Genomic DNA, 13,755 nt, shown 5'->3' on the forward strand with positions numbered 1-13,755 from the left:
CCGCGCGGCCATGTCAGGAGACCCTGATGCGAGGGTCGGCCGCCGCATAGACGAGGTCGACGAGGATGTTGAGCAGGATGACAGCGATGCCGACGACAAAGACGCCGGCCTGGATCACCGCGAAGTCGCGGTTGTAGACGGCATCGACCAGAACCTTGCCGATGCCGGGCCAGGCGAACACGGCGGACACGATCACTGCCCCGTTGACCATGCCGCCCGCGCGGTCGCCCGCCACCGTGATGATCGGCAGAGCGGCATTGCGCAGCGCATGCCGGAACGCCAGCCGCCGCCAGGAATAGCCGCGCGCCCGGGCGTTCTGCACATAGCCGGCATTGAGCGTTTCCAGCATGGCGCCGCGCACCACCTGGGTGATGACGCCGACCGGATGCAGCATGACGGTGGCGACCGGCAGCACCCAGGACGACAGCCCCCCCTGCCCCGAGGTCGGCAGCAGGCCCAGGCTGACCGAAAAAACCAGCACGCAGACAAGCGCGAACCAGAAATCCGGAATGCTCGCGGTGAACAACGAAAACAGCGTGATACCCCGGTCGAGCGTGCTGTTGGGACTAAGTGCGGCGAAGGTTCCGAGCGGAATCGCGAGCAGAAGCGTGAGCCCCATGGCGATGGCCGCCAGAAGGATGGTCTGCGGCATGGCCGATAAAACCGCCGTCGCCGCCGGCCGCTGCTGGGCTATCGACTGGCCGAAATCCAGCCGCAGCGCATTAGCGACGAAATCCACGAACTGGGAGACCAGCGGCTTGTCGAGGCCGTTCTGGCGATTGAATGCCTCGACCATGGCATCGGTCGCATCGACGGGAAGGTAGAGGGAAGCGGGACTTCCCGTCAGCCTTGCGAGAAAGAAGACGATGACCATCACTCCCGTCAGGGCGATCAGACTCGTCGTCAGCCTCACGCTCAAGAACTTTAACATGGCGACCTGCGGCAAGCTTGCGGAAATGGCGGCTTACTTCTTCTTCACGTCCGCCAGATGCAGTTCGATGTCGGTGAAGCCGTTGGCCTCGTAGGATACCTTGTCGGAGGTCAGGAGCCGGCTCTGCAATGCCGCGACCGGGATAATGATCTCCTCGCCATACGCCGCCTTCGCAATGTCGCGATAGGCTGCCGTCCGTTCGTCGCCGACAAGGGTTGCGGCCTTCGCCAGCTTCTCATCCAGCGCAGTATCGTTGGCCATGCTGAGCCGTCCACCGCTGCTGAAGTAGTTCGGGAAGGACAGCGAAGCGTCGCCCGAGATGTTGTCATGGGTGACAGTCAACAGGTTCGCCGGCTGCTCAAGCGAATCCGGCTTGCGGGCCCATGGGCTCCAGGCCGCGGAGTCGACCGGCTTGAGGTTAACTTTCAAACCGGCTTCCTGCAGCATCTGCTGGATCGCCTGCGAGACTTCGTTGATGCCGGAGAACAGATCGCTGCGGGCGATGAGTTCGATCGGCGTATCGACGGCCACGCCCGCCGCCTTGGCTTCGGCAATCAGCGCCTTCGCCCTATCGAGATCGTAGGCAGTGCCGGCGAAATCCGGAATGTTGCCGTTGATCAACGGGCTCACCAGCTGCTGGGCCGGTACGCCCGAATGGTCCATCAGAACCTCGGTCAGTGTGTCCTTATCGATGGCCGCGTTGACCGCTTGGCGGACGCGCAGATCGTCTAGCGGCGGCTTGCGCAGCATTGGCCGCAGGAAGAAGACGCTGTTGGTGGCATATTCCTGAGCGTTGGGAAGCCCCTCGGCCTCATGGAAAGGAATGTCGATGGCTATATCGGCTTCGCCAGCCTTGATCATGCTGGCGCGGATCGTCGGTTCGGAACGCCAGACATATTTGGCTTCGGCAAAATCCGGCGCGCCGTCCCAATAGGTTTCGTTGGCGGCGAGCGTGATGGACTGGCCAATGTCGCGGCCGGCGAATTTGAATGGCCCGGTGCCGATCGGCGTATCGGTTTTCGCCGCCGGCGGCGTCGCAGGCGACGGCAGGTCGATATAGGCGATGCGCGCCGGCAGGATGGGATCGGCATCCTCGGTGACGATCTTCACCACCATGTCGCTTTCGATGGAAGCGGTGGTCTTGGTCTTAAACAGCGATAAGGTCTGGCAGACCAGATCCGCGTTCATCGAGCGATTGATGCCGAAGGCAACAGCCTCGGCGTTCAGCGACGCGCCATCGTGGAACTTCACGTCTGGCCGCAGCGTGAACAGCCAGGTTTTGTCGTCGACGCGCTTCCATTCGGTTGCCAGCAAGGGCTCGACCTGACCGGTCTTTGGGTCGAGTCGGGTCAAACCCTCCACGACATTGCCGCGCAGCACGCGCGCATTGGCGTTGGTGCTGTCATCGCAGGCGTCGACGGAAGTCGGCTCCGAAGGCAGAACCAGCACGATTGAACCCTCGGCAGCGAGGGCGGCTCCTCCCACCACCGTCATGGCAGCGGACAGCATGAGCGTCTTGAGCGCGGGGACGCGCTTCACATAATTTGTCACTAAGTTTTCCTCCCGAATTCTCAGCCGCCGCTGCGTCAGAATTAGCTGTCGCTGGCAGTCCGGAAACTTATACACCGCCAGCATCAAACGTCAATATTCATATTATCAATCATTCAATATGTGTTTTTAGATAATATATGTTGGATGGCATATCTGATGAGGCCCACTCCCGCATGCTGCCGCAGCAGTTCGAAACAACGTCGTACCTGATGACCACTTGAGCTGTCGTCGACGGTGAGCGGAGACCCCCCATCGCAAGCACTGCTACTTCCCCCTCCAACACTCGATGTGCAGCGCGGCTTCAGGAGAGAGCTGTCTTGCTCCTTTTTTGTCATGGACAAGGTCGAGCTTCAGCGGGAGAAGATGAGCGGAAAACGCTGCTTTCGATTGTCGCGATGCCGCGTTCGCGATAGACTTCGACCATGCAGAACTCCACGCTTAAGCCCGCGCGCAAGGAACGTCTGGCCGACACGGTCTATGGCCAGATACTCGATGAAATCACCGCCGGCAGATTTACTTCAGGAGATAAGCTGCCCTCCGAAGCCGAACTCTCGCACAGTTTCGCGGTATCGCGTCCGGTAGTGCGTGAAGCCCTTCTGCGCCTGACGACGGACGGGTTGATTCAGTCCCGGCGCGGCATCGGCACGTTCGTCTCGACCCGTCCGTCGAGCCGCCTGACAGAACTGGCCAAAACGTCCGAGTTGTCCAGTTATCTCCGCTCGTTCGAACCGAGAATCGTGCTGGAGGTCGAAGCCGCCCGGCTCGCGGCCCAACGGCGGACCCGCGCCGACCTCGACCGGGCGCATGCGGCCATCGAGGCCCTGCGGGTGGCAATTGCCTCCGGCCAGCGCGGACAGGAACAGGATATCGAGTTTCACGATGCGGTGGCGCGGGCGGCAGGCAACGAGTATTTTTGTGATCTGCTCAACGACCTCAGGCAACCGGTGACCGAAACGATGAATATCGGGCTTGAGTTGGCCCGAGAACGCTCGCCAGGCCGTCGCTTGCGCATCATCGAGGAGCATACCCGAATTCTCGACGCCATCGCCGCCGAAGACAGCGACGCAGCGGCAAGCTACATGAAATATCACCTCATGCAGGCGAGAGCCGCGGTTCTCGACGCGCGACATCTGGAAAACAGCCAGGCACTGGACATAGCTCCACGCGCGAGGGGGTAGAAGCACGCGCTCGGCTCAACGAGCTCCGCATGCCTCAAGCCAGCAACGCGGACAACGCAAAATCAATTCAAGATTTGTGCGAGAAATTCTCTTGCCCGTTCGGTTTCCGGCCTGGCGAAAAATGCTTCGGGAGCGCCGGATTCGACGATGCTTCCCCGGTCCATGAAAATAACCCGATCGGCAACCTGACGGGCGAAATTCATTTCGTGGGTCACGCAGATCATGGTGGAGCCCTCCTTGGCCAGTTCCACCATTGTGTCGAGAACTTCGCGCACCATCTCGGGGTCGAGCGCCGAGGTCGGCTCGTCGAAAAGCATCAGTTCCGGGCTCATCGACAGAGCGCGGGCGATTGCCACGCGCTGCTGCTGCCCGCCGGAAAGTTGCGCCGGATATTTGTCGGCCTGTTCGGGAATATGGACGCGCGCCAGGAAGCGCTCCGCCGTCGCCCGCGCCTGATCGCGCGACATTCCCCTCACCTTCATCGGCGCTATCATGCAGTTTTCGATGACGGTCATGTGCGGAAACAGATTGAAGTTCTGGAACACCATGCCTGTCTTGCGGCGGACGGCATCGACGGATTGTCTGCTGTCGTTCACCTCGACGCCGCACACCGTGAGCTTTCCGGATTGATGGCGCTCAAGCGCGTTGAGACAGCGTATCAGCGTCGATTTGCCTGAACCGGAAGGTCCGCAGACAACGATGGTCTCGCCCTTCTCGACGTTGAGATCAATGTGGTCGAGCGCCTGAAACCCACCGTAATATTTGCAGACCTGGCTGGCCCGCACCACCGAAATACCCGCGGCCGTGCGTTCAATCGAGCTCATATGCTGTCTCCGTTTTAGCCGAACGCCTCAAACGATCTTGGGGTCGAGTTCGCCCGAAGCGTACCGCTTGGCCATATCGGCCATAGGAATGACCTTGATCTTTGCCGCGTTGCCGGCCGTGCCGAACTCTTCGAGCCGCTGCCTGCACAGTTTGGTAATTGCATCCATGCCCGGCTTCATCATGTTACGGATGTCGAATTCCTTGGGGTCTTCATGCATCACCCGGCGTATCTGGCCGATCAGCGCCATGCGGTTGTCGGTGTCGATATTCACCTTGCGCACGCCGTGTTTGATACCGCGCTGGATTTCCTCGATCGGTACGCCCCATGTCTGCTTGATATCGGCACCGTATTTGTTCATCACATCCTGCAGTTCCTGCGGCACGGAAGACGATCCGTGCATCACAAGATGCGTTTCGGGCAGCCGGCGGTGGATTTCCTCCAGTCGGTCCATGGCGAGCACGTCGCCGTCGGGCTTACGGCTGAACTTGTAGGCGCCGTGCGAGGTGCCCATGGCGATGGCCAGCGCGTCGACCTTGGTGGCCTTGACGAATTCGACAGCCTGGTCGGGATCGGTCAGCATGCGCTCGTCATTGCGGGACTCGAGCTTGCCCAGCACGCCGATTTCGCCTTCCACCGATGCGCCCATCCAATGCGCCATGCGCGATACGGTCGAGGTGACATCAACATTGTAATCGTAGTCCGACGGCATCTTCGCATCGGCCAAAAGCGAGCCGTCCATCATCACCGAGGTGAATTTGTGCTGCAAGGCCGTGGCACAGGTGGCTTCGCTGTTGCCATGGTCCTGGTGTACCACCATTGGAATGTGCGGGTACATCGTCTCCAGTGCGGCGAACAGGTGTTCGATCATGACGTCACCGGCATAGCCGCGCGCCTTGGTGCCGACCTGCAGGATCACGGGCGCGTCAACGGCCTCCGCGGCGGTCATGACGGCGAGCATCTGCTCCATGTTGGTGACGCTGAAAGCTGGTACGCCATATTGGTGCTCGGCGGCATGGTCGAGAAGCTGGCGAAGAGTGATGCGGGACATGATCGGACCTTTATGGTGAGTAAGGCCCCGCAACCGATGCGAGGCCTGGACGACATTAGAAGCGCGGCAATTCCTTGTTGACGACGCCGAGCCATTCTTTCTGCGCAGCCTGCAGTTCGCCGGAATTCCACAGCAGCATGATTTCGGTGTTCAGCCACTGACGGAGATCGAAATCGCCGCGGCGAACACCGATGCCCATGGGAGACTGGCGGACTGCAAACTTGCGCTGGAATTGGTCGGTCTGCGCGTTGATGGCGTTGGCTGCCGCGACACCCGAAACGATGGCATCGACTTGTCCGGAGAACAACGCCTGATTGGTTGCGGCATCGTCGTCGAAGCGCTGGATATTGGTGCCTTCGACGGCTTTCTCGGTAATGATGGTGTCGTTGGTGGTGGAGCGGGTGACGCCCACGCGCTTGCCAACGAGATCCTGCAGCGATGCAATCTGGGTGCCCGCAGGGGCGATGACCATCTGCTCGTCGACATAGATCGAGTTGGTGTACATGATCGCCTTGGCACGTTCAGCCGTAATGCCGAGCGAGGACACGACGATATCGACCTTGTTGCTGGTCAGGTTGGGAATGCGTGCCTGCGACACCTGGTCGACGATCTCGAGTTGCACGCCCAGATCGCGCGCGATCAGGTTGGCCACCGCGACATCGAAGCCGGACGGCTTCATGCTGGCATCGGTCATGCCGTAAGGCGGTGTGGATAGCGAGATGCCAACGACGATCTTGCCGCGCTGGATGATCGTATCCAATGTGCTTCCGGCCTGCTGGGCCATCGCCGCGGACGATATGAGCAGCGTGGCGGCGGCACCCACCACAAGACCTCTAACGAATCTAAGCATTGGTATTCTCCTCCGTTGAAAATGGTTCAGACGTTCAAGCGCTTTTCCAGCCGGCGGCTGAACAGCGTGATGGGAAAGCAGACGAGGAAATAGAACAGCGCGGCTGTCAGATAGACCTCGAGCGGCTTGAAGGTGGCGTTGCTGACGATCTGTGCGGTGCGCGTGAGCTCGACGATGCCGACTACGGATGCAAGCGACGTATTCTTGATGAGCTGCACGAAGAAGCCGACCGTCGGCGGCGTTGCGATGCGGATCGCCTGCGGAATGATGATGTAACGCATGGCGGCGACCCGGCTGAGGCCCAACGCATGCGCGCCCTCATGCTGGCCGCCGGGGACGGACTGAATCGCCCCACGCCAGATGTCGCCCAGGAAGGCGGCCGCATAGAAGGAAAACGCCACCGCGATGGCGACCAGCGGCTGCACGGCAAAGCCGACATAGCTCGCGCCGAAATAGGCGATGAACAAAGTGACCAGCAGCGGCGTGCCTTGCACGACGAAGATGTAGAACTGTGCGATGCGGCTCAGAATCGCATTCGAGGAAACGCGCATCAGCGTCAGCACCGAACCGGCGATCGAACCACCCACAAGCGCAATCAGCGCGAGCGTCACCGTCCAGCCGAGGCCGGTGAGCATGAACTGGACATGAGCGAGGCTGTATTGCTGGAACATCACTCAGCGCCTCAGGAACTTGAAGGGAAAAAGGACGCGCTCCAGCACCGTCATGGAGCCCTTGAGGATAGCGACGAGAGCGACATAGATCACCGCGATGACGAGGTAGATTTCCATGTTGCGCAGGGTAAGACCCTGGATGTCGTTGCCCGTACCTGTCAGTTCCGGCACCGAGATAGCGGACACCACGCTCGACGACAAAAGCAGCAGGATGAATTGCGCGACCAGCGACGGAAATACCGAAGCAACGGCCGGTTTGAGCACGATGTGGCGGAAGATCGTCAGCGGCGACATGCCGAGCGCGCGCCCGGCTTCGATCTGCCCTTTGGCGATACCCTGGATGCCGGCGCGGATGATTTCGCTGCAGTAGGCGCCGCCATAGATCGACATAGCGACAATGGCAGCCGTGATCGGCTCGAGTCGAAGGCCAAGCGCCGGCAGGCCGAAATAAATCAGGAAAACCTGTACGATGAAGGGGGTATTCCTGATGACCTCGACATAGGCAAGCACCGGAAGCCGCACCACACGGCGTTCGTTCAGCGAAAGGGTCGCCGCCACCACTGCGATGACGAGCGCAATCACCATCGCGGCGACCGAAATCTGCGCGGTCAGCACGAGTCCGTTCAGCAGCAGGTCGCTGCGGGAAAGGACACCGGTGAAATCGAGATAGTTCAAAGGAACAACTCTCCGGCTTGAACGAATGGAGGGATCATCCGAACGCTCGCGGTTGCGCGAACTGCGCATAGTGGGACGCGAAATCTTCGCCTGACGGGGACATCGCGACGTCGCCCTGCCAGCACACATGATCCATCCATGGCGTGGCGAACCGGTCGGTCAACGCATTGAGCTTGTCCATGATAGCCGGAGCACTCTCGGCCAGGGCGTGTTCCATCGCCGACATATCCGGAAAGTTGGAAAATGCTTGCGACCAGATCGCACGACCTGCGAGATATCCATTGGCGCCCGACCTGAAGGCGTAAGTGAGAAGCCGCAGGAAATCCTCCGGCGTCGATCCGGCGCTTAACAACACCCAAGGACGGTCGATGCCGTTCGCCATCTTGTCGAACCGCGCCTGAACCTGTGCTGCGTGCGGCCCGTCCGGATCGGGCACATCAGTCGTTTCCGTCGGCGGCTCGAGCTTGTAGACGTCGACGCCGTCAGGGTTCATCACATCGGGATCGGCAAGCGACTGCAGAACCAGTTCGACCCGGCGCGCGGAAAACCCCTCGGCGGTCTCGTCCGGGAAGGGATAGACCAGAAACTCAAGGACGAAGGGGATGTCTTGGTCGCGGCAGGCTTGCTTGATGCTTTCGAGATAGGCGAGCTGATGCTCCTTGACGTCTTGGCTGACATCGCAGCGGAACCAAAGATTGACCTTCACGCCGTCTCCGCCGACCTTGCGGATTACGGCGGGATTCCAGCCGGGAATATTCTGCGACTTGCGCCCCGTGGGCGTCACTTCCCAGGTCGCCCATTCGGTGGCCACCAAAAGGCCCTTGCGCGGTGAAATCCCTTCCACCGCCGCGGCATATCCAAGCGGCGGATCGATCAGCACAGCTGAGGCCTTGGAGGCGAGATATTTGCCCAGCATCCGCTTGACGGCGGCAACATCGGAATAAGGTGCGTGGTCGAGCTTCAAAGCCGCTTTGATTGGGTTGACGATCGGCCCGGTCTGGTCCATCGCCAGCATCTTGAAGCGGCCGGCATCGTCGGCAAGGCGACGCAATCCCCACAACTTTCCAGGGGTGATGTTCATGTGTGGCTCCCGTTCAGCAGGGCGTTAACCGCGGCGCGGTTGGGAATGCTCTCCCAGCCGCTGCCACGCGCGCATTTGAGGGCGGCGGTCGCACCGGCAAAGCGGGCAGCGCCTTCGACGTCCAAGCCCTCGGCGAGGCCGAGCGTGTAGGCGCCGTGGAAAATATCACCCGCGCCATTGGTATCGATGGCTCTCACCGGAAAAGCCGGCACGTTGCGCACCTCGTCACCGTCGAGCCAGAAGAAGCCACGTTCGCCATCGGTGACGGCAACGACGCCACTGCAGATGCCACGCGCATGACGCAAGCCGGCATCGACGTCGGCGGTGCCGGAAAGACGTTCCAGGCAGGCTGCCGAAAAGACGATGTGGTCGGGCAATTGCAAGAGCTTGTGGACGGCATCCATGTCCCCGACATCGGCATCCAGGACGGAGACGATGCCACGGTTCCGCGCGGCCGTGAAAATAGCAGCCGCGCCTTCCCACCAGCTATAGTCAGCGAGCACGCCATCGACGCCGTCGAGCCGTTCGAGCGGCAGCCAATCGGCTTCATTGCCAAGGTCTTTGCCGATGAAGCCGAAGGCCATCCGGTCTCCATCGGGCGATACCAGGACGGTACCGATCGGGCTGATACCACCCTCCACCCTGCGAACGGAGCTCACATCCACGCCGGCCGCATTGAGCCGCGCAAGGATCTGGTCGCCTGTTTCGTCCTGGCCCAGGCGGCCCCAATAGACCGTGTCAGCGCCCAGTGCAGCGGTTGTGTAGGCGGCCGTCGCGGCAATTCCGCCGCCCGTACGGCGCACATCGATTGCGCGGATTTTCGTCGGCGCGGTGGGCAGAACCGGCAAATAGACGATCGTATCGAGGAATGCGTTTCCCAATGTAACGATACGGCGGGTGGACATCAGGCACGTCTCCAAGACTCACGGGCCGCCAAATTCGGGCAAACCCTGAGCGCTCCCGCCCCCAGCTTCGAAGCGAGTTCACATTGGTTTTTTTGGTAATCCTCCGCAGGCTCTTTTTTGGCCCTTGTGAATTTAGCGGGACCTTAGCCGCTGCTTGACATGTAGTCAATAAAACTTACAAGTAAATTTCCAAGTCTCAGTCTGCCCGGTTTTCAAGGCGAGGATGGATGGCTGCGGTTGCACATGATCCAAATGGCAGTCGCGGATCGCGGTATGATCGGCGATCGGTCTGGTGACTTCCAGACTGCCCGACATGCGGAGGAGCCAACAGTGACAGCCAACACGATCCGGCAAACGACCTCGGGCTATATCGATGGCATGCCCGTCGAGGCGTACCGTGTCACGGCTGCGGAAACCGGCTTTGCGCTTGAAACGCAGAATTTCCCCAACGCGCGCCCAACGAGCCGCGTTTCCCCTCTTCGGTCCTGCGCCCCGGAGAGACTTACGACCATCGCATGGAAATTACGTTCTCGACGGTCGATCCATGACTTCGGGTTTGTGCTGGGCATTGATTGGAGCTTCCAGCATCGCCCGCGAACGCATGGTCCATGCGATCCGGTCGGCAGGCGGGAATATCGTGGCTGTCCAGTCGGGTAGCCTCAAACGCGCCGAGACGTTCGCATCGAATTTCAGCGTGCCGCTTGCCACGACAAGCCTGGAAGAGGCTGCGGCCCTAGCGGATGCGGTCTACATATCGAGCACCAACAGCCAGCATTGCGCCACGACCTTGGAAGCGCTTGAAGCCGGTTGCCATGTGCTGTGTGAAAAGCCCATTGCCGTTGAACTCGACGACGCCAGGCGCATGATCGAGGCAGCCGACGCAGCAGGCCGTGTGCTGGCGGTGAACCATCACCTCAGACACAATTCGGTGCACCGGACCATACGCGACTTCATCATATCAGGCAGGATCGGCAATGTTCGAGCGGTCACTCAACTTTCAGGGATAGCGCCGGTCGGACAAGCGGACAGGCCTTTCCTACGAGCGATGGCATGGCATGCGCCTTGCCACGCGATGTTCCAGGGCAGAAATCTGTCTGCTGCGGCAATCGGCCCGCAAGATCGGCATTTGCATAGCAGCTTCCGCACCGCAGCACGTCCGGCAACCCGCTAGAACGTCACGTGAAGAGCAGGCGCGTTCCAACCAGGTGAGAGCGCGGTTGCGCAAGACCCCGGCCGATTCGAAGATTCGCTCAAGCTGGTTTGCAAGGAGACATGCAATGACAACCATCAGAACATCCGACGGGACCACTCTCTTTTACAAGGATTTGGGGCCGAAAGACGCGCAGCCTGTCGTGTTCCACCATGGCTGGCCGCTCAGTGCCGACGACTGGGACAACCAGATGCTGTTCTTCCTGTCCGAAGGCTACCGTGTGATCGCGCACGACAGGCGCGGCCATGGCCGGTCCGACCAGACCGACTTGGGCAACGACATGGATACATATGCCGCGGACGTGGCTGAGATCGCCAAGGCGCTCGATTTGCGCGACGCGGTTCATATCGGACATTCGACCGGCGGCGGTGAAGTCACGCGGTATGCGGCCCGCGCCGAGCGTGGCCGGGTGGCCAAGGCCATTCTGATCGCCGCGATCCCGCCGGTGATGGCTCAGTCCGACGCCAACCCGGACGGCGTTCCGATGGAGGTCTTCGACGGGCTGCGCTCCGCCCTGGAAACAAACCGCGCACAGTTCTATCTCGATCTTCCGAGCGGACCCTTCTATGGCTTCAACCGCGAGGGCGCGAAGGTCAGCCAGGGGCTGATCGACAATTGGTGGCGCCAAGGCATGAGTGGTGGCGCCAAGGCGCACCATGACTGCATCGAAGTGTTTTCGGAGACAGACTTCACGGAGGATCTGAAGACACTCACCATTCCCGTGCTGATCATTCACGGCGAGGATGACCAGATCGTCCCGATCGAGAACTCGGCTCACAAGGCGATAAAGCTCGTCAGGGACGGCACGCTGAAGACCTATCCCGGCCTTTCTCACGGCCTGTTCGCCACGCATCCCGAGGTGGTGAACGCGGACATGCTGGCCTTCATCCGCGCCTGAGACAGCATCACCGACGGGATCGGCCGCACCGTTTGCGACCGCCGAAAGCGCGTTTTCGTGTCTGCCCTGCTCGCCGTCGGTGGCGCGAGGATACACTGTCGGATAGTTTCGGCTTTCACCGCTAGCGTGTTCGGCGCTCTTGGAAGCTTTGGCAAGCCGTGCTCGATGCTGGAAGATAACGCATGGAACCCATGAATGTCATCAGGGTCGCGATCGCCGGTTTCGGGGGAGTGGGCCGCGCGACGGCCAATCTCCTCCTCGCACGCCGCGATCGCTACCGGCAGGTCCATGGAGCCGAAATCCGACTGGTCGCCGTATGCGGTTCGCGATCCGGACTGGCCGACGCGGACGGTCTCGAAGCCGAGCGTCTGGATGCGCTCGAGCCGGGCCTGTCGGGCCCGGCATTCATCGAGGCGAGCGGCGCCGACATTCTCATCGAGGCGGGCCCCAGCGATTTTCGAACCGGAGGTCCCGGTCTCGCCTATATCCGATCCTCCCTCTCGGCGGGGCGCGATGCCATCGTCATATCCAAGGGTGCGCTGGTCCACAGCGGACCGGAGTTGCTGGCCCTGGCGCGTTCCTCGGGCGCGCTGCTGAAACTTAGTGGCGCAGCGGCAGCCGCGCTGCCGACGATCGATCTCCTCGATCACAGCCTGAAAGGCTGCGAGGTGTTGGAAATCGAGGGCATTCTGAACGCCACCACCAACTACCTGCTCGATGCGATGATGAACCAGAACCTCGGCTTCGACGAGGCGCTGGCGCACGCCCAGGCGGGCGGTTTCGCCGAAGCCGACCCGCGCAACGATACAGAGGGCTGGGACACCGCCAGCAAGCTCATACTCATCGCCAATTTCGGCCTCGACGCCGCCCTAACGATGGACGATCTGGTCGTCGAGGGCATTCAGTCGGTCACGGCGCAAGACATCGAAGCATGGCGAAAGCAGAGTCTTGTTCCCAAGCTCGTCGGGAGCCTCATCCGGACGGACCGCGCGACGCGGGCGACCGTCGGCATCCGGACCTACCCGCCAACCGATCCGCTTGCGCATGTTTCGGGAAAGAACAAGGCGATCCGGATCACCACCGACGCGATGGGCGAGACAATCGCCATCGGATCGGGAACCGAGCCTCTCGCCACAGCTGCCGCCGCGCTCAAGGATCTCGAACATATCCTGACGACACGAGCGGCCCAGGCCACTAGCGGCAAGGGAGGCGAGGAATGACGCAGAAAACGGTGCAGGCCATTCGCCATATCAGCTTCGAGGACCTTGGCAGTTTCGAAGCACCGTTGCGGGAGGCCGGCTACGACATCGAATACATCGATGTGGCCGAGCGCGATCCGGCAACGCTCGATCCTCTCGGCGCCGATCTCCTCGTGGTTCTGGGTGGTCCGATCGGCGTCTACGACCACGACGCCTATCCGGTCGTCACCGACGAGATACACCTGCTGCGGGCGCGGCTCGCGGCCGACCGACCGACGCTCGGCATCTGTCTCGGCGCGCAGCTGATGGCGGCAGCCCTCGGTGCGCGCGTCTATCCGGGGCCGGCCAAGGAGATCGGCTGGTCAGCGCTCGATCTTTCGGACGCGGCTGCGCCCAACCCTCTTGCTGCGCTGCGCAACGTGCCCGTGCTTCACTGGCATGGCGATACCTTTGACCTGCCGGAAGGCGGCACGCTCCTCGCATCAACACCGCTCTGCGCAAACCAGGCTTTCGCTCGCGGACCGAACGTGCTCGGCCTCCAGTTCCACCCGGAAGTCCTGGGCGCGCGGTTCGAGCACTGGCTGCTGGGCCACGCCAATGAACTGGCCACGGCAGGTATCGACCCTGTCACGCTGCGCCGCGATGCCGGGCGGCATGCCGGCGCGCTCGAAGGAGCCGGCGCCGTCCTTGTGGCCGGGTGGCTGTCGCGCCTGACGCTCTAGCTTCCCGGCG

General features: G+C 61.4%; 14 protein-coding genes. 5 read left to right on the forward strand and 9 right to left on the reverse strand.

Going from position 1 to position 13,755, the window contains the following annotated elements:
- Positions 1 to 13 precede the first annotated feature (13 nt).
- A complete protein-coding gene (locus ICI42_RS21245; protein ID WP_188166616.1) occupies positions 14 to 931 on the reverse strand; it encodes an ABC transporter permease in 918 nt (305 codons plus the stop codon).
- A 33-nt stretch (positions 932 to 964) separates the two neighbouring features.
- Complete coding sequence (locus ICI42_RS21250) at positions 965 to 2,482, reverse strand: ABC transporter substrate-binding protein (protein WP_330999215.1); 1,518 nt, start codon at positions 2,480 to 2,482, stop codon at positions 965 to 967.
- 422 nt (positions 2,483 to 2,904) lie between these two features.
- Between ICI42_RS21250 and ICI42_RS21255 the strand changes: the two genes are divergently transcribed.
- On the forward strand, positions 2,905 to 3,660 hold the full coding sequence (locus ICI42_RS21255) for a FadR/GntR family transcriptional regulator (protein ID WP_188166617.1): 756 nt from the start codon (positions 2,905 to 2,907) through the stop codon (positions 3,658 to 3,660).
- A gap of 62 nt (positions 3,661 to 3,722) precedes the next feature.
- Here ICI42_RS21255 and ICI42_RS21260 read toward each other — a convergent pair whose 3' ends face one another.
- From ICI42_RS21260 to ICI42_RS21290, 7 genes are read right to left on the reverse strand one after another with little or no spacing between them, the layout of a single operon-like run.
- Positions 3,723 to 4,484 carry an amino acid ABC transporter ATP-binding protein gene (locus tag ICI42_RS21260; RefSeq protein ID WP_188166618.1) on the reverse strand — a complete coding sequence of 254 codons (762 nt, stop codon included), beginning with the start codon at positions 4,482 to 4,484 and terminating at the stop codon, positions 3,723 to 3,725.
- Positions 4,485 to 4,511: 27 nt separating this feature from the next.
- A complete protein-coding gene (fba, locus tag ICI42_RS21265) occupies positions 4,512 to 5,534 on the reverse strand; it encodes a class II fructose-bisphosphate aldolase (RefSeq protein ID WP_188166619.1) in 1,023 nt (340 codons plus the stop codon).
- A gap of 55 nt (positions 5,535 to 5,589) precedes the next feature.
- Positions 5,590 to 6,384, reverse strand: a complete 795-nt coding sequence (locus ICI42_RS21270; protein WP_188166620.1) for a transporter substrate-binding domain-containing protein — start codon at positions 6,382 to 6,384, stop codon at positions 5,590 to 5,592.
- Positions 6,385 to 6,410: 26 nt separating this feature from the next.
- The gene (locus tag ICI42_RS21275; RefSeq protein ID WP_188166621.1) at positions 6,411 to 7,055 is read right to left on the reverse strand and encodes an amino acid ABC transporter permease; all 645 of its coding nucleotides are present in this window, start codon (positions 7,053 to 7,055) and stop codon (positions 6,411 to 6,413) included.
- Positions 7,056 to 7,058: 3 nt separating this feature from the next.
- A complete protein-coding gene (locus ICI42_RS21280) occupies positions 7,059 to 7,730 on the reverse strand; it encodes an amino acid ABC transporter permease (RefSeq protein WP_188166622.1) in 672 nt (223 codons plus the stop codon).
- A gap of 34 nt (positions 7,731 to 7,764) precedes the next feature.
- On the reverse strand, positions 7,765 to 8,811 hold the full coding sequence (locus ICI42_RS21285) for a tagatose 1,6-diphosphate aldolase (RefSeq protein WP_188166623.1): 1,047 nt from the start codon (positions 8,809 to 8,811) through the stop codon (positions 7,765 to 7,767).
- Positions 8,808 to 9,716, reverse strand: a complete 909-nt coding sequence (locus ICI42_RS21290) for a PfkB family carbohydrate kinase (RefSeq protein ID WP_188166624.1) — start codon at positions 9,714 to 9,716, stop codon at positions 8,808 to 8,810. Before ICI42_RS21290 ends, ICI42_RS21285 begins: the two co-directional genes overlap by 4 nt.
- 421 nt (positions 9,717 to 10,137) lie before the next feature.
- Here ICI42_RS21290 and ICI42_RS21295 point away from each other — a divergent pair, with 421 nt between their 5' ends.
- From ICI42_RS21295 to ICI42_RS21310, 4 genes are all read left to right on the forward strand, one after another.
- Entirely contained in the window at positions 10,138 to 10,887 is a 750-nt protein-coding gene (locus ICI42_RS21295; protein WP_188166625.1) for a Gfo/Idh/MocA family protein, read from the forward strand.
- Positions 10,888 to 10,993: 106 nt separating this feature from the next.
- Positions 10,994 to 11,824, forward strand: a complete 831-nt coding sequence (locus ICI42_RS21300) for an alpha/beta fold hydrolase (RefSeq protein WP_188166626.1) — start codon at positions 10,994 to 10,996, stop codon at positions 11,822 to 11,824.
- A gap of 182 nt (positions 11,825 to 12,006) precedes the next feature.
- The gene (locus tag ICI42_RS21305) at positions 12,007 to 13,044 is read left to right on the forward strand and encodes a homoserine dehydrogenase (RefSeq protein WP_230980491.1); all 1,038 of its coding nucleotides are present in this window, start codon (positions 12,007 to 12,009) and stop codon (positions 13,042 to 13,044) included.
- A complete protein-coding gene (locus ICI42_RS21310; RefSeq protein WP_188166627.1) occupies positions 13,041 to 13,745 on the forward strand; it encodes a glutamine amidotransferase in 705 nt (234 codons plus the stop codon). The genes ICI42_RS21305 and ICI42_RS21310 overlap by 4 nt, the downstream gene beginning before the upstream one ends.
- Positions 13,746 to 13,755: the final 10 nt, after the last annotated feature.

It is taken from the genome of Oryzicola mucosus (genome assembly GCF_014534685.1).
GTDB lineage: Bacteria > Pseudomonadota > Alphaproteobacteria > Rhizobiales > Rhizobiaceae > Oryzicola > Oryzicola mucosus.

What these genes read in the sequence shown, in the direction of transcription:
- ICI42_RS21255 (WP_188166617.1), top strand. Translation starts at nt 2,905, where the DNA reads ATGCAGAACTCCACGCTTAAGCCCGCGCGCAAGGAACGTCTGGCCGAC.
- ICI42_RS21310 (WP_188166627.1), top strand. Translation starts at nt 13,041, where the DNA reads ATGACGCAGAAAACGGTGCAGGCCATTCGCCATATCAGCTTCGAGGAC.
- ICI42_RS21305 (WP_230980491.1), top strand. Translation starts at nt 12,007, where the DNA reads ATGGAACCCATGAATGTCATCAGGGTCGCGATCGCCGGTTTCGGGGGA.
- fba (WP_188166619.1), bottom strand. Translation starts at nt 5,534, where the DNA reads ATGTCCCGCATCACTCTTCGCCAGCTTCTCGACCATGCCGCCGAGCAC.
- ICI42_RS21275 (WP_188166621.1), bottom strand. Translation starts at nt 7,055, where the DNA reads ATGTTCCAGCAATACAGCCTCGCTCATGTCCAGTTCATGCTCACCGGC.
- ICI42_RS21290 (WP_188166624.1), bottom strand. Translation starts at nt 9,716, where the DNA reads ATGTCCACCCGCCGTATCGTTACATTGGGAAACGCATTCCTCGATACG.
- ICI42_RS21245 (WP_188166616.1), bottom strand. Translation starts at nt 931, where the DNA reads ATGTTAAAGTTCTTGAGCGTGAGGCTGACGACGAGTCTGATCGCCCTG.
- ICI42_RS21260 (WP_188166618.1), bottom strand. Translation starts at nt 4,484, where the DNA reads ATGAGCTCGATTGAACGCACGGCCGCGGGTATTTCGGTGGTGCGGGCC.
- ICI42_RS21285 (WP_188166623.1), bottom strand. Translation starts at nt 8,811, where the DNA reads ATGAACATCACCCCTGGAAAGTTGTGGGGATTGCGTCGCCTTGCCGAC.
- ICI42_RS21270 (WP_188166620.1), bottom strand. Translation starts at nt 6,384, where the DNA reads ATGCTTAGATTCGTTAGAGGTCTTGTGGTGGGTGCCGCCGCCACGCTG.
- ICI42_RS21300 (WP_188166626.1), top strand. Translation starts at nt 10,994, where the DNA reads ATGACAACCATCAGAACATCCGACGGGACCACTCTCTTTTACAAGGAT.